This is a genomic window from Deltaproteobacteria bacterium (assembly GCA_020848745.1).
In the GTDB taxonomy this organism is placed as follows: domain Bacteria; phylum Desulfobacterota; class Binatia; order UTPRO1; family UTPRO1; genus UTPRO1.
The window spans coordinates 1-16,523 of record JADLHM010000136.1 but is presented as its reverse complement, the minus strand read 5'-3'; the positions used below and the strand labels follow the sequence as shown (position 1 = coordinate 16,523).

At 66.3% G+C, this 16,523-nt stretch carries 15 protein-coding genes and 6 tRNA genes; 18 read left to right on the top strand and 3 right to left on the bottom strand.

The features are described 5' to 3' along the window. Positions 1-31: 31 nt before the first annotated feature. The 3 genes from IT293_19490 to IT293_19480 all read left to right on the top strand — a co-directional run bounded on the left by IT293_19490 (position 32) and on the right by IT293_19480 (position 2,732). A complete protein-coding gene (locus IT293_19490; GenBank protein ID MCC6766845.1) occupies positions 32-976 on the top strand; it encodes an MBL fold metallo-hydrolase in 945 nt (314 codons plus the stop codon). Between the two features lie 87 nt (positions 977-1,063). Further along, positions 1,064-1,678, top strand: a complete 615-nt coding sequence (locus tag IT293_19485; GenBank protein ID MCC6766844.1) for a leucyl/phenylalanyl-tRNA--protein transferase — start codon at positions 1,064-1,066, stop codon at positions 1,676-1,678. 79 nt (positions 1,679-1,757) lie between these two features. Further along, positions 1,758-2,732: a phosphotriesterase gene (locus IT293_19480; GenBank protein MCC6766843.1), complete on the top strand. Its 975-nt coding sequence runs from the start codon at positions 1,758-1,760 to the stop codon at positions 2,730-2,732. Positions 2,733-2,771: 39 nt separating this feature from the next. Here the strand turns inward: IT293_19480 and IT293_19475 are convergent, their stop codons facing one another. Next, positions 2,772-4,430: a tetratricopeptide repeat protein gene (locus IT293_19475; protein ID MCC6766842.1), complete on the bottom strand. Its 1,659-nt coding sequence runs from the start codon at positions 4,428-4,430 to the stop codon at positions 2,772-2,774. A 127-nt stretch (positions 4,431-4,557) separates the two neighbouring features. Between IT293_19475 and IT293_19470 the strand changes: the two genes are divergently transcribed. The 11 genes from IT293_19470 to IT293_19420 all read left to right on the top strand — a co-directional run bounded on the left by IT293_19470 (position 4,558) and on the right by IT293_19420 (position 12,877). Further along, positions 4,558-4,640, top strand: a tRNA-Leu gene (locus tag IT293_19470). 64 nt (positions 4,641-4,704) lie between these two features. Then, on the top strand, positions 4,705-5,997 hold the full coding sequence (gene tig, locus IT293_19465; protein MCC6766841.1) for a trigger factor: 1,293 nt from the start codon (positions 4,705-4,707) through the stop codon (positions 5,995-5,997). Positions 5,998-6,035: 38 nt separating this feature from the next. Then, a complete protein-coding gene (gene clpP / locus IT293_19460) occupies positions 6,036-6,641 on the top strand; it encodes an ATP-dependent Clp endopeptidase proteolytic subunit ClpP (GenBank protein MCC6766840.1) in 606 nt (201 codons plus the stop codon). 9 nt (positions 6,642-6,650) lie between these two features. Then, on the top strand, positions 6,651-7,904 hold the full coding sequence (gene clpX, locus IT293_19455; GenBank protein ID MCC6766839.1) for an ATP-dependent Clp protease ATP-binding subunit ClpX: 1,254 nt from the start codon (positions 6,651-6,653) through the stop codon (positions 7,902-7,904). 17 nt (positions 7,905-7,921) lie between these two features. Beyond that, a complete protein-coding gene (gene lon, locus IT293_19450) occupies positions 7,922-10,366 on the top strand; it encodes an endopeptidase La (GenBank protein ID MCC6766838.1) in 2,445 nt (814 codons plus the stop codon). Between the two features lie 82 nt (positions 10,367-10,448). Beyond that, positions 10,449-10,721 (top strand): HU family DNA-binding protein, encoded by a 273-nt coding sequence (locus IT293_19445; protein MCC6766837.1) that lies wholly within the window; start codon positions 10,449-10,451, stop codon positions 10,719-10,721. A 20-nt stretch (positions 10,722-10,741) separates the two neighbouring features. Next, positions 10,742-10,813: transfer RNA gene (locus IT293_19440), tRNA-Val, on the top strand. Positions 10,814-10,860: 47 nt separating this feature from the next. Further along, positions 10,861-10,934, top strand: a tRNA-Asp gene (locus IT293_19435). Between the two features lie 42 nt (positions 10,935-10,976). Continuing rightward, positions 10,977-11,399 carry a 50S ribosomal protein L13 gene (rplM, locus tag IT293_19430; GenBank protein ID MCC6766836.1) on the top strand — a complete coding sequence of 141 codons (423 nt, stop codon included), beginning with the start codon at positions 10,977-10,979 and terminating at the stop codon, positions 11,397-11,399. Positions 11,400-11,421: 22 nt separating this feature from the next. Continuing rightward, the gene (gene rpsI / locus IT293_19425) at positions 11,422-11,820 is read left to right on the top strand and encodes a 30S ribosomal protein S9 (GenBank protein ID MCC6766835.1); all 399 of its coding nucleotides are present in this window, start codon (positions 11,422-11,424) and stop codon (positions 11,818-11,820) included. 4 nt (positions 11,821-11,824) lie between these two features. Continuing rightward, the gene (locus tag IT293_19420; GenBank protein MCC6766834.1) at positions 11,825-12,877 is read left to right on the top strand and encodes an N-acetyl-gamma-glutamyl-phosphate reductase; all 1,053 of its coding nucleotides are present in this window, start codon (positions 11,825-11,827) and stop codon (positions 12,875-12,877) included. 10 nt (positions 12,878-12,887) lie between these two features. On the opposite strand, the gene lptG is transcribed toward IT293_19420, so the two are convergent. Together lptG and lptF are read right to left on the bottom strand one after the other, a co-directional pair. After that, positions 12,888-13,964 (bottom strand): LPS export ABC transporter permease LptG, encoded by a 1,077-nt coding sequence (gene lptG, locus IT293_19415; protein ID MCC6766833.1) that lies wholly within the window; start codon positions 13,962-13,964, stop codon positions 12,888-12,890. Then, positions 13,961-15,136 carry an LPS export ABC transporter permease LptF gene (gene lptF, locus IT293_19410; GenBank protein ID MCC6766832.1) on the bottom strand — a complete coding sequence of 392 codons (1,176 nt, stop codon included), beginning with the start codon at positions 15,134-15,136 and terminating at the stop codon, positions 13,961-13,963. Before lptF ends, lptG begins: the two co-directional genes overlap by 4 nt. A gap of 101 nt (positions 15,137-15,237) precedes the next feature. Here lptF and rlmB point away from each other — a divergent pair, with 101 nt between their 5' ends. The 4 genes from rlmB (at position 15,238) to IT293_19390 (ending at position 16,453) form a co-directional block, all read left to right on the top strand. Then, complete coding sequence (gene rlmB, locus IT293_19405) at positions 15,238-15,969, top strand: 23S rRNA (guanosine(2251)-2'-O)-methyltransferase RlmB (protein MCC6766831.1); 732 nt, start codon at positions 15,238-15,240, stop codon at positions 15,967-15,969. 171 nt (positions 15,970-16,140) lie between these two features. Further along, positions 16,141-16,212, top strand: a tRNA-Thr gene (locus tag IT293_19400). A gap of 37 nt (positions 16,213-16,249) precedes the next feature. Next, positions 16,250-16,332: transfer RNA gene (locus IT293_19395), tRNA-Tyr, on the top strand. Positions 16,333-16,379: 47 nt separating this feature from the next. Beyond that, positions 16,380-16,453 (top strand) — tRNA-Gly (locus IT293_19390). Positions 16,454-16,523 lie beyond the last annotated feature (70 nt).

Genomic DNA, 16,523 nt, shown 5'->3' with positions numbered 1-16,523 from the left:
CAGCGTCGCGGGGGGATGGTATGGCCCCCGTATGGAGCTTCGCGAGATCGCCGCGGACGTCTACGCGTGCGTCACGCCCGACCGTGGTCTCGGCTGGAGCAACTCGGGTCTCGTGCGTCGCGCGGGCGGGCTCGTCATCGACACGTTCTGGGATCTCCCCCACACGCGCGCCCTCATGGATCTCTATCGGCGCGTGCTGCCGACCCCGGCGCGGCGCGTGGTCAACACGCACCACAACGGCGACCACTGCTGGGGGAACCAGCTGTTCCACGAGGCCGAGATCATCGGCCATCGCCGGTGCGCCGAGGCGTTCGGCAAGGACTCCTCGCCGGCGGGATTGCAGATGTTGCGCGGGGCCGTCGACAGCGCCGATCCCGCGATCGCGGCGTTCGCCGCGGCGCTGGCCGACTGGGATTTCAGCGGCATCGAGCTGACGCCGCCGACCACCGTGTTCGACGATCGCCTGGACCTGGACCTCGACGGCCTGCGCGTGGAACTGCGCTACGTCGGACCCGCGCACACCGTCGGCGACGTGATCGTGCACCTTCCGGCTGAGCGGGTGGTCTTCACCGGGGACGTGCTCTTCCGGCTCTGCACGCCGATCGGTTGGGAAGGCACCTTTGCCCGGTGGCTCGCGGCGCTCGATACCCTCATCGAGCTCGCACCCGAGGTCGTCGTGCCCGGACACGGGCCGCTCTCCGGTCTCGAGGGGCCGCGTGAGATGCGCGCCTATCTCGTCTACGTGCGCGAGGAGTCGCGCCGTCATTTCGAGGCGGGGCGGTCGGAGATCGAGGCCGCCAAACGCATCGACCTCGGCCCGTACGCCGGGTGGACGGAGCCCGAGCGACTGCTCTTCAACGTCGAGCGCGCGTACCGTGAGTTCCGCGGCATGCCGTACGACGCGCCGATCGACGCGCTCGCCACGTTCCGTGGAATGCATGAGCTGCGGACGCACCTCGCCGGCCGCTCCCGCTGAGTGTCCACGGCGTTCGGCCCTCCGGACGCCCACGAGCCTGCCGTGAAGAGCCCGTCGCCGATCGAGCCGTCGCCGAGCCGCTACGTCATGCCGCCGGCCGCCTCGGCGCCGAGCCACGGCTGTCTCGCGGCGGGGGGCGATCTCGAGCCGGGTACGATCCTGGCCGCCTATCGCCAGGGCATCTTCCCCTGGCCGGATCCCGACGGTCGGCTCCTCTGGTGGTCGCCGGACCCGCGGGCGGTCCTGCCGCTCGCAGGGTTCCGCGGCTCGCGCAGCCTCGCGCGGTTGCGGCGCCAGGGGCGCCATCGTGTCACGCGCGATCAGGATTGCGCCGGGGTGATTGCCGGCTGCGCCGATCGCGTCGAAGGGACCTGGATCACACCGGCGATGCGCCGCGCGTACGAGCGGCTGCACGGACTCGGATGGGTGCACAGCATCGAGGTGTGGAACGAGGAGGGATCGCTGGTCGGGGGCGTCTACGGGGTCGCCATCGGCCGGTTCTTCGCCGCCGAGTCGATGTTCCACCGCGCGCCAAACGCCTCGAAGATCGCGCTCGCGGAGCTCGTGGAGGGGCTTGCCGACGAGGGATTCGAGCTCCTCGACGTCCAGCTCGCGACCGAGCATCTACGATCGCTCGGCGTCGTCGAGATCTCCCGGGACGAATACCTGCGTCGCCTGGCGGCGTCGGCCGCGGACCGGTGATCGCCGCATGCTTGTTCCACCGGGAGGGGCTTGCTACGTCGACGCGAGCGGCGCTCCGCCGCGTTCGAAAGGTATCGCCATGACCCGAGTTCGCTCCGTACAGACCGTGACCGGCGGGGTCGCCCCCGAGGCCCTCGGGCGGACGCTCATCCACGAGCACGTGCTCGTCGGGTTTCCGGGCTGGAATCTCGACGCTCTGGCGCCGCGGTTCGTGCGCGCGGAGGCGATGGCGCGCGCCGTCGATCAGATGCATGAGCTGCGCGGGCTCGGGATCGGCACCTTCGTGGACCCCTGTCCCATGGATCTCGGACGTGACGTCGAGTTCCTGGCTGAATTGGCCCGGAAGAGCGGAATGCAGATCGTCTGCACGACCGGCGCCTACTTCGAGGCCGAAGGGATTACCCATACGTTTCGGCACCTGCCGCTCGAGGAAATCACCGCCATCTATATAAAGGAGATCACCGAGGGGATCGGGGATACCGGGATCCGGGCGGGGGCGGTGAAGATCGCCACCGGAGCACACACGGTTTCCGAGTACGAGCGGAAGCTCGTCCAGGCCGGCGCGCGGGCGGCGCGTGAGACCGGCGTGCCCCTGATCTCGCACACGCAGGAAGCGTCCTGCGGGCACGAGCAGATCGATCTCGTGGCGGCTGAGGGCGTGCCGGCGAGCCGTCTGGTCGTCGGGCACTCCGACGGCATCGACGACCACGACTACCACCGGTCGCTCGCCGAGCGGGGAGCGTTCGTCGGGTTCGACCGGTTCGGCATCACGCTCATCGTTCCGGACGAGGTCCGGGTGAAGAACGTGCTGAAGCTGGCGCAGGCCGGCTACACGCGGAACGTCCTGCTGTCGCACGACTCGATCTCGTGCTGGCAGGGTCGTCCCGTGCCCTTCGCGAACCGCCACGAAGACGTCCTGGCGATGCTTCCTGATTGGCGGCCGACGACGATCCTGAAGAAGATCGTGCCGCAACTGCGGGCCGGCGGTCTCGGCGACGAGGACATCGCGACCATGCTCGTCGACAATCCGCGCCGGCTCTTCACGGGCGCGTAGTCTCCGCCCCGCTGGCCGTGGCGCGCGTGGCTCCGCCACTCAGGAGCCGCGTTGCTCCGCGCGCGCCAGGGCCTGTTCGAATCCCTTCCAGAAGTACGGGTCCGATTTGAGCGTCTTGGCGCGCGTCAGCTCCGCGCGCGCCGCGGCGAGGTCGCCCTTCGAGAGGTACGCGCGCGCGAGGTTCAGGCGGGCGAAGAACGACGGCGGCTCGAGCGCGACGGCGCGCTCGAGCGTGCGGATCGCGTCGTCGGTAAGGCCGAGGCGAAGCTGGGTCCGGCCGAGATTCAGGGCGATCGCGGGATCGTTCGGGTCGAGCTCCTGCGCCCGGGTGAGCGACGCGAGCGCGTCGGACAGGCGATTCTCTTCGAAGGCGAGGCCCCCGACGTTGTTGTGGAGCGCGGCGCGTTCGGGGTGCGACCGGAGAGCGTCGGCGAGGAGGCGTTTCTCCTCCGTCCGCGGGCCCGGACCGTACGGTTGATCCGCGGTGATGTACGGGGTGCGGAGCCCCATGTCCGCCCAGAGCGAGAGCGGATCGTGGAAGACGGCGACGCGGGCGGTCGTGAGAAGCGCGAGCACGACGGCCGCGGCTCCGACCGCGAAGGGCGCGCCGCGCGCGGCGCCGACCGAAGCGAGTGCCCGCTGTCCGAGCCGCAGGAGCGGCACCAGGGCGCCGAGCAACGGCAGGTAGAGGTAGCGGTCGTTCATCAGCGCCGGAAACGGCACCAGATTCAGCATCGGCGACAAGGTGACCCCGAACCATACGAGCCAGAACCCCTCGGCATACCCGCGGGCCGCGCACCAGCACGTGACGAGCATCAGGGCCCCGATGACGGCGACCGCGGTCACAACCGTCGGATCGAGCCACGACGCGCGCAGGGGCACCGGGTAGTACGCCATGAGATCGAAGGGCGCGACGACGTTCCAGAGATAGCGCGGGATGGTGGTCACGCTCGTGCGCATGGTCACCGCGAGGCTGCCGCCGTGGTACGCGGCACCGTGGCTCGGGTTGTCGTGCAGATTGGCCCACGCGACGACGGCGCCGCACGCGAGCAGCGGGAGCGCGCGCGCGAGATCGCCTGCCCGCAAACGGCGCCGGATGACGATCTCGTACCAGAGCAGCAGGGCGGGAAGGACGATCGTGTTCACCTTCGATAGCAAGGCGGCGACGTAGAGCGTGACCAGCCCGAGGTAGCGCCCCGAGGTCGGGCGGTCCGTCAGACCGAGATGCATGTGGAACGCGAGGAGGAAGAAGAGCGTCGAGAGCAGGTTCTTTCGTTCGCTGATCCACGCGACCGACTCGACCTGCACCGGGTGCAACGACCAGAGGAGCGCCGCCGCGGTCGCGAGGCCGCGCGACCCGTGCAGCCTCGCCACGGCCCAGTAGACCGCCGCGGCGTTCGCGAGGTGGAGCAGGAGATTGGTCAGATGGAAGCCTCGAGGGTCCGGTCCCCACAGGCGATAGTCGAGAGCGAGCGACAGGAAATTCAGCGGGATGTAGTTTGTGCCGTCGGTGCGCGAGGTGACGAGGATCCGGAGGTTTTCGGACGTCAGCGCGCGCAGCGTCGTGTTCTGGAAGATCGCGGTGACGTCGTCGGAGATCCACGTGCCGCCGAAGCTCCCGGCGTATGCGAGGGTCGTCGCGGTCGCGATCACGACGAGCGCGAGCCCGTGCGCGCGGGCGGCGTAGCGATCGGGCACGGGAGGGGCTCGTACCGCCGGTCGTGCGCGCCCGCAAGCCACGAGCGGGCTTTGCGCGCGATCGACGCTTTGGTGTAGCACCGATGCCATGGTGCGCCCTTTGCGGGCGCGTGGCCGCATCCCGCGTGCGAGAGTGGCGGAACTGGTAGACGCACTAGACTTAGAATCTAGCCCGCTCGTCGGATGGGGGTTCGAGTCCCCCCTCTCGCACTCGCCTCGCGGTGATCATCGCGTCCGACTTGTCAGGGCAGATCGGACTGCGTAAGGAATAGCCGTGGAAGTCACCGTCGAAGACCTGAGCCCGATCAAGAAGAAGCTCGGCATCGCCCTGCCGCCCGAGGAGGTGCAGGCGAAGATCGATGCCGCGTATCGCGGGTTGTCGCAGCGCGCGCGCATCAAGGGGTTTCGCCCCGGCAAGGTGCCGCGCAAGGTGCTCGAGCAGTACTACGGCAATCAGGTCGAGAGCGAGGTCATCGGCGAGCTGATCCAGCATTCCTTCGTGCACGCGCTCGAGGAGCGACGGCTGCAGGCGGTGGCGCGTCCGGAGATCGTCGCCGAGGAGGTTCGGCCGGCCGAGGGGCTGCGCTACTCCGCCACGATCGAGATCAAGCCCGACGTCCGCGTCGCGGGGTACACGAACCTCGAAGTCGATCGGACCGTGGACCCGGTCGGAGACGAGGCGATCGACGCACAGCTCGAACGGGCGCGGCAGTCGTTCGCGCAGATGGTGCCGGTCACGGATCGCGACGAGGTCGCGCAAGGCGATCTGGCGTCGATCGCGTACACGGGTGTGGTCGAAGGCCGCGCGCTCACGGGCTCCGGACCGCAGAGCCGCGTCGTCGAGGTCGGGGGCGGCACGTTCCCGCCGCCCTTCGAGGAGAAACTGGTCGGGATGAAGCGCGGGGAGAGCGCCCACATCGCCATCGACTATCCGGCGTCTCACCACAGTGCCGACGTTGCCGGAAAGACGGTGACGTTTCGCGTCGAGATCAAGGACATCGGCCGCAAGGAGCTCCCCGTTCTCGACGACGAGTTCGCCAAGGACCACGGCGAGTGCGGATCGCTGGGCGAGCTCCGCGACAAGATCCGGCAGGGCCTGGCGTCCGCCGCCGAGCGGGACGCCGACGAGCGTGTGCGGATGGCGCTCGTGAAGCAGATCGTCGAGTGCAACCCGTTCGACGTTCCGGACGCGCTCACCGCGCAACGCTTCGACGCGATGACGCGCGAGGTCGGTGTCTTCGGCGCGCAGCGCAGCGGGAACCCCGAGCTCGAGGCGAAGCTCGACGAGATTCGCGCCGAGCTGCGCGTGCGGGCGCGGGAGTCGGTGCATTCGGCGCTTGTTCTGGAGCGCATCGCGTCGCAGGAGGGCCTCGCGGCAACCGAAGCCGAGATCGACGAGCGGATCGCGGAGATGGTGAGCTCCGCGCCGCGCGAACGCGAGCGCCTTGCCGACCTCTATCGCCATCCGGAAGCGCGCCGTGAGGTAGCGGAGCGCTTGGCGCAGGAGAAGGCACTCTCCTGGGTCGTCGAGCGCGCGAACGTTCGCGCTCCGACGCGTCAAACTTGATTGCCGGGAGGCGGAAAAGCAGTTAAGCTCGCCCTGACATGACTAGAGCCAGTCTCATCCCCATGGTGGTAGAGCAGACCGGCCGAGGCGAGCGCGCCTACGACATCTACTCCCGCCTTCTCAAAGATCGCATCGTCTTTCTCGGCTCCCAGGTGGACGACGACGTCGCCAACCTGATCACGGCTCAGTTCCTGTTCCTCGAGTCGGAGGATCCCGAGAAGGACATCCATTTCTACATCAACTCGCCCGGTGGCTCGGTCACCGCCGGCCTCGCGATCTACGACACCATGCAGTACATCAGGCCCGAGGTGTCAACGCTGTGTCTCGGGCAGGCGGCGAGCATGGGGGCGTGGCTGTTGGCGGCCGGTGCGAAGGGTAAGCGCTATGCGCTGCCGCACGCACGGATCATGATCCATCAGCCGCTCGGAGGCGTGCAGGGCCAGGCGGCCGACATCGACATCCAGGCTCGCGAGATCCTCCGGATCCGCGAGCAGCTCAACAACGTGCTGGTGAAGCACACGGGCCAGAGCATCAAGAAGATCGAGAAGGATACCGACCGCGATATGTTCATGACCGGGAAGCAGGCGGTCGAGTACGGCCTGATCGACGAGGTGATCGTCAATCGGCCGGCTAAACGGCCCTAGGGAGACGCCATGGCGAAGCACGGAGACGAGCGGACCGGAAACCTCGTGTGCTCTTTCTGCGGGAAGAGCCAGGACGAGGTTCGAAAGCTGATCGCCGGCCCGACGGTCTACATCTGTGACGAGTGCATCGACCTCTGCAACGACATCATCGCCGAGGAGTGCGACCAGGAAGAGGGGCTCACGTCCACCTCGGCGGTTCCGAAGCCGGCCGAGATCAAGAAGGTCCTCGATCAGTACGTCATCGGCCAGGAGCGCGCCAAGAAGATCCTCGCGGTCGCCGTGCACAATCATTACAAGCGCATCGACTCTTCGCTGGTGACGGGTGACGTCGAGTTGCAGAAGTCGAACATCCTGCTGGTCGGGCCGACGGGCTCGGGAAAGACCCTGCTCGCGCAGACGCTCGCGCGGTTCCTGCAGGTGCCGTTCGCGATCGCCGATGCGACGAGCCTCACCGAGGCGGGCTACGTCGGCGAGGACGTCGAGAACATCATTCTGTCGCTGCTGCAGAACGCCGACTACGACGTCGAGAAGTGCCAGCGCGGCATCGTCTACATCGACGAGATCGACAAGATCGCGCGCAAGGGCGACAATCCCTCGATCACCCGCGACGTTTCCGGCGAGGGTGTGCAGCAGGCGCTCCTCAAGATCATCGAGGGCACCACGGCCAGCGTGCCTCCGAAGGGGGGCCGCAAGCATCCGCAGCAGGAGTTCCTGCAGGTCGACACGACCAACATCCTCTTCATCTGCGGCGGTGCGTTCGTCGGGCTCGAGGACATCATCCGGCGCCGCATCGGCATGAAGGGGATGGGCTTCGGCGCGGACATCCGGCGTCGCGACGAGAAGTCGGTGAGCGATCTGCTGCACGAGGTGCAGACCGAGGACCTCCTCAAGTTCGGCCTGATTCCGGAGTTCGTCGGCCGGCTTCCGGTCATCGCGACGCTCGAGGAGCTGCACGAGCAGTCGCTGGTGCGCATCCTCAAGGAGCCGAAGAACGCGCTCACGCGCCAGTATCAGAAGCTCTTCGACATGGAGAACGTCCACCTCAAATTTACCGAGGGCGCGCTCACGGCGATCGCCCGAGAGGCGTTGACGCGGAAGTCCGGCGCGCGCGGTCTCAGGGCGATCATGGAGAACATCATGCTCGACGTGATGTACGAGATCCCCTCGCAGCCCAACATCAAGGAAGTGCTCATCTCCGAGGAAGTGGTCACACGCAAGGAGCAGCCGATCATGCTCTACCAGAAGACGGCCGAGACTGCGTGAGGAGGGGACGCTGACGTATGTTGTTCCGTAACGACAAGAAGGATCCACCGAAGCCGGGAGCTCTCCGCGTCCCACTGCTGCCGTTGCGGGACATCATCGTGTTCCCGCACATGGTGGTTCCGCTGTTCGTAGGCCGACAGCGTTCGATTCGCGCCCTCGAAGAGGCGATGGGCAAGCAGAAGTTCATCTTGCTCGCCGCCCAGAAGGACGCCAAGACCAACGACCCGACCGAGGAGGACATTTACCAGGTCGGGACGCTCGGCAGCGTCGTGCAGCTGCTCCGACTGCCCGACGGCACCGTCAAGGTGTTGATCGAGGGCAAGAAACGGGCGCGCGTCGCGCAGTACGTCGATCACCCCGAGTTCTTCCTCGTCGAGGTCGACGAGATCGTCGAGACCTACGACAAGACGACCGAGCTCGAGGCGCTGATTCGCAGCGTGAACTCGACGTTCGAGAACTACGTCAAGCTCAACAAGAAGATCCCGCCGGAGATGATCATGTCGGTGGCGTCGATCGAGGATCCGGCGCGCCTTGCCGACACGATCGTCGCCCACCTCGGCATCAAGCTCGAAGACAAGCAGTCCCTGCTGGAGCTGCTCGATCCCGCGGAGCGCCTCGAGAAGGTCCTCGGCTACATGCGATCGGAGATCGAGATCCTCGAGGTCGAGAAGAGGATTCGTACCCGGGTCAAGAAGCAGATGGAGAAGACCCAGAAGGAGTACTACCTCAACGAGCAGATGCGAGCGATCCAGAAGGAGCTCGGCGAGAAGGACGAGTTCAAGAACGAGGTCCAGGAGCTCGAAGAGAAGATCAAGGCGAAGAAGATGTCGCCGGAGGCGCGGGACAAGGCGGAGAAGGAGCTCAAGAAGCTCAAGATGATGTCTCCGATGTCCGCCGAGGCGACGGTCGTGCGGAACTACATCGACTGGTTCATCAGCTTGCCGTGGAACGAGTTCACCGAGGACAAGCTCGACATCGCCGACGCCGAGAAGGTGCTCGAAGAGGACCACTACGGGCTCGAGAAGGTGAAGCAGCGCATCCTCGAGTATCTGGCGGTGCAGAGCCTGGTCGGTCAGCTCAAGGGTCCGATCCTCTGCCTCGTCGGGCCCCCCGGGGTCGGCAAGACCTCGCTCGGCAAGTCGATCGCACGGGCCACCGGGCGGAAGTTCGTCCGCGTGTCGCTCGGCGGCGTTCGCGACGAGGCCGAGATCCGCGGTCATCGCCGAACGTACATCGGAGCGCTGCCGGGTAAGATCATCCAGTCGATGAAGAAGGCCGGCTCCGGAAACCCGGTCTTCCTGCTCGACGAGGTCGACAAGATGTCCACCGACTTCCGCGGTGATCCGTCGTCGGCGCTGCTCGAGGTCCTGGATCCCGAGCAGAACACCACGTTCAACGATCACTACCTGGACGTCGACTACGATCTTTCGAAGATCATGTTCATCACCACCGCGAACGCGCTCGAACGCATTCCGCGTCCACTCCAGGACCGGATGGAGATCATCCGCATCGCTGGGTACACGGAGCTCGAGAAGCTCAACATCGCGAAGCGCTATCTGGTGAAGAAGCAGCGCGAGGCGAACGGCCTGGCGGAGAGCAACATCGAGTTCACCGACTCGGCGCTGCTGAGCATCATCCGCCACTACACCAAGGAGGCCGGCGTCCGGAACCTCGAGCGCGAGGTTGCCGCGGTGTGCCGGAAGGCCGCGGTGGAGGTCGTCAAGAAGGATCGGAACGCCAAGGTCAAGGTGACGCCGAAGGCGTTGCAGAAGCTGCTCGGGCCGCCGCGCTATCGCTACGGGAAGGCGGACGACGAGCAGAAGGTCGGCGTCGCGACCGGGCTCGCCTGGACCGATCTCGGCGGCGAGCTCCTCGGGACCGAAGTCACGGTCATGCCGGGGAAGGGCAAGCTCATCATTACCGGCAAGCTCGGCGACGTCATGCAGGAGTCGGCGCAGGCGGCGATGAGCTACGTGCGTTCGCGCGCCGAGGCGTTGGGTCTGGATCGCGATTTCTATCAGAAGGTCGACATCCACATTCACGTTCCCGAGGGCGCGATCCCGAAGGACGGGCCGTCGGCCGGCATCACGATGGCGACGGCGCTGACGTCGGCGCTCACCCGGACGCCCGTCCGGCACGACATCGCGATGACCGGGGAGATCACGCTGCGCGGCCGCGTGCTGCCGATCGGCGGTCTCAAGGAGAAGGTGCTGGCCGCGCATCGTGCCGGCATCAAGCGGATCCTCCTCCCGACCGAGAATGCCCGCGACATCAAGGACATTCCCGCCACGATCCTGAAGTGCATCCGGCTCGAGCTGGTGGACCACATGGACGACGTGTTGCGGAAGGCGTTGGTGTTGGCCGAGCCGGAGAATTTTCTCCGGCAGGCCATGACCCCCGAGTCGGCGGCGCATCCGTTCCCGCAAGCCGCGACGGCGACCCCGGAGATCATCACGCACTGATCCCTCGGCCAACGCGTTGAATTGACTCCCTGAATGTCGGCTGGTATGGCGGGCCCACTTTTCAGCCGACGAAGGAGCATGCATGACCAAGGCCGAGTTGGTCGATTCGATCGCCACCAAAACCGATCTGCCCAAGCTCGCCGCGGAGCGTGTCGTCGCGACGATCTTCGACGACATCGTCGCCGCGCTGAAGGCTGGCGACAAGGTTCACATCTCCGGCTTCGGTACGTTCCAGGTCTCCGACAGGAAGGCGCGTACGGGGCGCAATCCGAAGACCGGAGAAGCGATTCAGATCTCGGCATCCCGCTCGGCGAAGTTCAAACCCGGAAAGACGCTCAAGGACAGCTTGAACTAGGTCCAGCGTCTCCTCGCGACGGGCGGTTAGCTCAGCGGTAGAGCATCGGCCTTACAAGCCGAGGGTCGCTGGTTCGATGCCAGCACCGCCCATTGAACTCCGGCGGTGCGATTGATAGGAGAGCCCGACCAACGTTTCTGGGGTCGTAGTTCAGCCGGTTAGAACGCCTGCCTGTCACGCAGGAGGTCGCGAGTTCGAGTCTCGTCGGCCCCGCTCTTAGGAAAGGTACTCTCTGAGGTGAAGAAGGATACGTACATGGCGTCGCGAGAGGACGCTCTCGACGCTCGCCGATGGTACCTCGTCGACGCGGACGCGCGAGTCGTGGGTCGTGTGGCGACGCAAGTCGCGAACGTCCTGCGCGGCAAGCACAAGCCGACCTTTACTCCGCACGTCGACAGCGGCGATTTCGTCGTCGTCGTGAACGCGGCAAAGGTGAAGCTCACCGGCGCGAAGATTACCGACAAGATCTACCACCGCCATACCGGGTATCCGGGCGGCGTGCGGCGGACCACCGCGGGGCGTCTCATGAACGAGCGACCCGAGCGGGTGCTGCGGTCCGCGATCGTGGGCATGCTTCCGAAGAATCGGCTGGGTCGCCGATTGGCCACCAAGCTGAAGATCTATCGCGGATCGGATCATCCCCACGCGGCACAGAAGCCCGAAACGCTGAGTTTCTGACGGCAACCCACGAGGAAGAGGTATGGCAGAGCGTCGAGAAGTTCATGTGGCCACCGGCAAGCGCAAGAGCGCGGTGGCGCGCGTCAGGATGTCGATCGGCGAGGGAAAACTCGTCGTCAACGAGCGCACGCTGGAGGATTACTTCGGGCGTGAAACCTCGCGGATGATCGTGCACCAGCCGTTCGATCTGACCAACACCCGCGGTCAGTACGATCTCAGTGTGAACGTCGGTGGCGGCGGCGTGGCCGCACAGGCGACGGCGATTCGGCACGGGATCACGCGCGCGTTGATGCTGGCGCATCCCGAGTTCCGCGGTGTGCTGAAGAAGGCGGGATTCGTGACGCGCGATCCGCGCGAGGTCGAGCGCAAGAAGTACGGCCGCCACAAGGCACGGAAGCGTCCGCAGTACTCGAAGCGATAGCGCCATGACCGGTCCAACCGACGCCGTACGCGTCGCGGTCGTGGGAGCGACCGGGTACGCGGGCGCCGAGTTGGTCCGACTGCTCGCTCGCCACCCGAAGGTCGCCCTCACGGTGGTGACCTCCGAGCAAAGCGCCGGCAAGACGCTGGCCGACGTTCTGCCTTCGTTTCGCCGCAAGATCGACCTGCGGCTCGAGGCGTTCGACGCGGTGCGAGTCGCCGCGCGCTGCGACGTCGCCTTCACGGCGTTGCCGAGCGGCAAGTCCGCGGAAGGCATCGCGATGCTGCTCGATCGTGGAGCGCGGGTCGTGGACATCGGTTCGGATTTTCGCTTCCGGGACCCCGCGGAGCATGCGCGCGTGTATGGCGTGCATCCCGTTCCGGCGTTGCTGGGTGAAGCGGTCTACGGCCTGACGGAGCACGCGCGCGCGGCCCTGCGCGCGGCGCGCCTGGTCGCGAACCCCGGTTGTTACCCGACCGCGGCGCTGCTCGCGCTCGTTCCGCTCGCCGAAGCGCGCCTCGTGGAGTCGACGGGCATCGTCATCGACGCGAAGTCGGGCGTGACCGGCGCCGGGCGCACGGTCGCCGCCGAGTATCTCTTCGCGGAGGTCGACGACAACCTGCGCGCCTACAAGATCGGTCAGCATCGGCATGCGCCCGAGATCGAGCAGCAGCTCCGCCCCTCGCTGGGAGCCGAGGTCGCCGTCACGTTCGTACCGCACCTGCTGCCGATCCGCCGCGGCATCCTCTCGACCGTGTACGTCCGGCCTCGTGACGGCGTGGGCGTCGGTGCGTTCGCGGAGGCGTTCGAGTCGCGCTACGGAAGCGAGCGCTTCGTCGTGTTGACCGGGAGCCGCCCCCCCGAGATCCGGGACGTCGTCGGCACGAACGACTGCGCGATCGGGTGGGCGTTGGACGACAGGAGCCGCACCGCGGTGGTCGTCTCGGTGATCGACAACCTGGGGAAGGGGGCTGCGGGTCAGGCGATTCAGAACTTGAACGCGATGATGGGATGGCCCGAGGCCTCGGGCCTCGATCACCTGGCGGTCGTGCCGTAGCGCGGAGGTTTCACTCCGGGCCGAGAAACAGGAACGCGCCGAGCAGCGTAAACACGCCGTTCGCGCTCCATGCTGCGATCGCGGGCGGAATGGCGCCGCCGTGCCCCAGCGAGATCGTGAGCGCGAGCAGCACCCAGTAGCTGAAGCCCACGACGAGGCCGATGCCGATGCTGGTGGCGAGGGGTCGGCGTCGCGGGTTGCGGCCCGCGAGTGGCACTCCGACGAGCACCATGACCAGGGGCACCAACGGAAGAGCGAGCTTGAGGTGCAGGTCGACGCGCGATTCGGTCGTGTCGATGCCCTTGCGGCTGAGCTCTCGAATGTGGTGCTGCAGCCGGCGGAAATTGAGCTCCTCGGGATCCTTCTCGATCATCTGAAAGTCCTGCGGTCGTTCGGGCAGCGCGAACTCGTCCGGCGCCATGGTGCGAGTCGTGATGCCCGTACCGTCGTCGAAGGTTCGCTCGATGGCGGTCGAGATGATCCAACGGTCGTCCTTCCATTGGGCGGTCGGTATCTGCACCAGTCGTCGGAGGGTGAAGTCGGCGTTCAGGTCGTAGACCGTGAGGCCGACGAGCGTGCCGGTACGCGAGTCGAAGTGCTCGATGTTGTAGATTCCGTTTCGGCCGTGGAACCAGATGCCGTCTTCGCTGAGGAGGGCCTTGAGGGGGCGGTTGCGGATCTCGACGATCTCGATGTAGCGGGATCGCTCGGTGCTGTAAGGGACGACGGTCTCGTTCCACGCCAGGATCGCCACGCTCAGCGCCGTGGCGATCGCGAAGAGAGGCGTCGCGACCTGCATGGTGCTCACCCCCGATGCCCGGAGGGCGGTCAGCTCGTTGTGTCGCGCCATGGTGCCGAGCGCGATCAGGACCGAGGCGAGGGTCGCGACGGGGACGAGCTGGGTCACGATTAGCGGGATCTTGAAGAAGAGATACCGCAGCACCTCGCCGAACGTGGCGTGGTACTTGAGGAATCCCTCCATCCGATCGAAGACGTCCACGAGGACGTAGATCATCAGGAATGCGACCATGCAGAGGCCGAACACGCGGAGGAACTCGACCAGTACGTAGCGGCCGACGACCTTCATCCGACGATGCCGACGCTCGAGCCGCGCATCCGCAGCCGCCCCGGCCACGGGATGCGCACCGCGAGCGTCCGTTCACGCGCGACGGCCACGAAGAGCGTCAGGCCGAGCACCGCGAAGGCGACGTTCGGAATCCAGAGCGCGATCACCGCGGGGACGCGTCCCTTCTCGGCCATCGCTTCGCCGGCCGTCAGCATCAAATAGTAGAGGAAGATCAGGGCCAGGCTCACGGAGAAGCCGCGGGATCGGACCGCGCGGACCGGCTGCACGCCGAGGGGAACGCCGACGAGTCCGAACACCAGGCACGCGAAGGGGAGCGAGAACTTGCGATGCAGCTCGATGAGCTCCGCGTTGACGGACCGTCCGGCAGCGGATCGCTCGGCGATCGCGCGGCGCAACTCGGTGAGCGTCATCTCTTGCGCGTCCTTCTCGCGCTGCGAGAACCGCGCGAGCGCGACCGCGAGGTTCAAGTTGACGTCGTACGTCGTGAAGTCGGTCTTGTGGTAGCTCCGTTCGCCGGGCAGGAAGGTGTGGATGCTGCCGTCGAGCAGGCGCAGCGTCACTGAATGGGCTTCCTCGTTGCCGACGAGGAAGCCGGTCTTCGCGAGCACCGTGTTGCGCTGGTTCGGGTCGCGGCCGTCGGCGATGAGGATGCCCCCGAGCTTGTCGCCGGGCGGCTCGATGTGCTCGACGTAGATGACCAGACCGGCGAAATCGTCGTTGAATACCCGCTCCTTGAGGCCGGCGCTCGCCCGTGTCTTCGCGATTTCGTAGAGACTCGCCTTCAAGTTGCTGTTGCCCCACGGGCGCGCGTACACCGCGAGCAGCATCGCGAGGAAGGTCACGACGAGCGTGAATCCCGCCACCGGTACGACCATTTGGTAGAGACTCAGGCCCGACGTCTTCAGCGCGACGATCTCGCTGTCGGCCGAGAGCCTTCCGAAGGCGAGGAGCACCGCGAGGAGCAGCGCCATCGGCACGGTGACCTCGAGGAACGTCGGCAGGATGTAGGCGAAGAGCTTGGCGATCTCGAGGATCGGAACGCTCCGATTGACCACCAGCTCGACCAACTTCAGCATGCGGGCGATCAGCAGGATGAAGGTGAAGACGCCGATACCGAGCAGAAAGGGCGCCGCGACCTCGCGCAGGAAGTAGTGCCGGAGCGTAGGGCCCATTCCTGAATGCGGCATGCTATGAGTTGCTGTCTCTACTCGAAACGACCATGACCCGCTACTCGCCGCGTCACAGGACGGTCCGGGCTCCGTCGAGCCACGAGGTGGTCTTCGGCCGCAACCCGGTACTGGAGATGATGCGCGGGTCGGCGGCCGCAATTCAGAAGCTCTACGTTGCGGAGGGCGCGCAGGGTGTCGAGCCGATTCTCGCCGAGGCCCGCACGCTGGGGGTAGGCATTGAGACCGTCGTGCGGCAGGTGCTCGATGGTCTGGCGAGGGGTGGTCATCACCAGGGTGTCGCGATCCAAACGAAACCGCTCGCGCACGTCGCGGTCGAAGACATCGTCGCCAGCGCGCCGGCGTTGGTGGTGATGCTCGACGGTATCCAGGATCCGCAGAACCTCGGCGCGATCATCCGGGCCGCCGAGGTCCTCGGTGCCGGAGGGGTGGTCCTTCCGAAGGATCGGAGCGCGGGTGTCACGGCGGCAGCGATCCGTGCCTCGTCGGGCGCCGCGATCCACCTGCCCATTGCCCAGGTGGTGAACCTCGTCCGCGCGCTCGAGGACCTGAAGACCGCCGGCTACTGGAGCGTGGGGCTCGACGCTCGAGGAACGTCGCGATTCCGGGATCTTCCGCGGATCGAACGGGCCGTCCTGGTCGTGGGAGGCGAGGGTCGGGGTATCCGCCCGCTCGTCGGCCGCGCCTGCGACTTCACCGTCGCCATCCCGGTTCGGGGCCGTGTGGCGGCGCTCAACGCGGCAACCGCGGCCGCCATTGCGCTCTACGAGATGGGGGCGCGAGTCCTGCCGGATCCCTCGGGGGGCGCCATTCGTTGACACGTCAGGGGTCGATCGCTATGTAGGGAGGTTCGCACGTCAATCCGGAATTCCAACGCATCCTGAGAAAGCTTCCTGTGCGCCGTCGGGAGGCGCGAGCCTCGGAGTACTAGCGATCATCATCGAGACGAACGTTCGGCTGTCGGGAGTTCCCAGCACGAGAGATCGACCGCTGGCGTAGCTCAACGGTAGAGCACCTGATTTGTAATCAGGCGGTTGTAGGTTCGATTCCTATCGCCAGCTTGGAGGATCGGTCGGCGGAATCTTCATGGTTGGCAGCGGAGAGGTACCCGAGTGGCCAAAGGGAGCAGACTGTAAATCTGCCGGCGTCAGCCTACGGAGGTTCGAATCCTCCCCTCTCCATATGATTCGTGATGATTCGTGGTGAGCACCAAGTGACCAACTTCAACGCGGGAATAGCTCAGTGGGCTAGAGCATCAGCCTTCCAAGCTGAGGGTCGCGGGTTCGAATCCCGTTTCCCGCTCTCCAGCGTCGGCGACGGCATTCGAGGTGCCCAGGTAGCTCAGTCGGCAGAGCACATCCTTGGTAAGGAT

Bases quoted from the DNA above. Each gene is read 5' to 3' on its own strand.
- IT293_19490 (MCC6766845.1), top strand. From the start codon at position 32: ATGGAGCTTCGCGAGATCGCCGCGGACGTCTACGCGTGCGTCACGCCC.
- IT293_19485 (MCC6766844.1), top strand. From the start codon at position 1,064: ATGCCGCCGGCCGCCTCGGCGCCGAGCCACGGCTGTCTCGCGGCGGGG.
- IT293_19480 (MCC6766843.1), top strand. From the start codon at position 1,758: ATGACCCGAGTTCGCTCCGTACAGACCGTGACCGGCGGGGTCGCCCCC.
- clpP (MCC6766840.1), top strand. From the start codon at position 6,036: ATGACTAGAGCCAGTCTCATCCCCATGGTGGTAGAGCAGACCGGCCGA.
- clpX (MCC6766839.1), top strand. From the start codon at position 6,651: ATGGCGAAGCACGGAGACGAGCGGACCGGAAACCTCGTGTGCTCTTTC.
- lon (MCC6766838.1), top strand. From the start codon at position 7,922: ATGTTGTTCCGTAACGACAAGAAGGATCCACCGAAGCCGGGAGCTCTC.
- IT293_19445 (MCC6766837.1), top strand. From the start codon at position 10,449: ATGACCAAGGCCGAGTTGGTCGATTCGATCGCCACCAAAACCGATCTG.
- rplM (MCC6766836.1), top strand. From the start codon at position 10,977: ATGGCGTCGCGAGAGGACGCTCTCGACGCTCGCCGATGGTACCTCGTC.
- rpsI (MCC6766835.1), top strand. From the start codon at position 11,422: ATGGCAGAGCGTCGAGAAGTTCATGTGGCCACCGGCAAGCGCAAGAGC.
- IT293_19420 (MCC6766834.1), top strand. From the start codon at position 11,825: ATGACCGGTCCAACCGACGCCGTACGCGTCGCGGTCGTGGGAGCGACC.
- lptG (MCC6766833.1), bottom strand. From the start codon at position 13,964: ATGAAGGTCGTCGGCCGCTACGTACTGGTCGAGTTCCTCCGCGTGTTC.
- lptF (MCC6766832.1), bottom strand. From the start codon at position 15,136: ATGGGCCCTACGCTCCGGCACTACTTCCTGCGCGAGGTCGCGGCGCCC.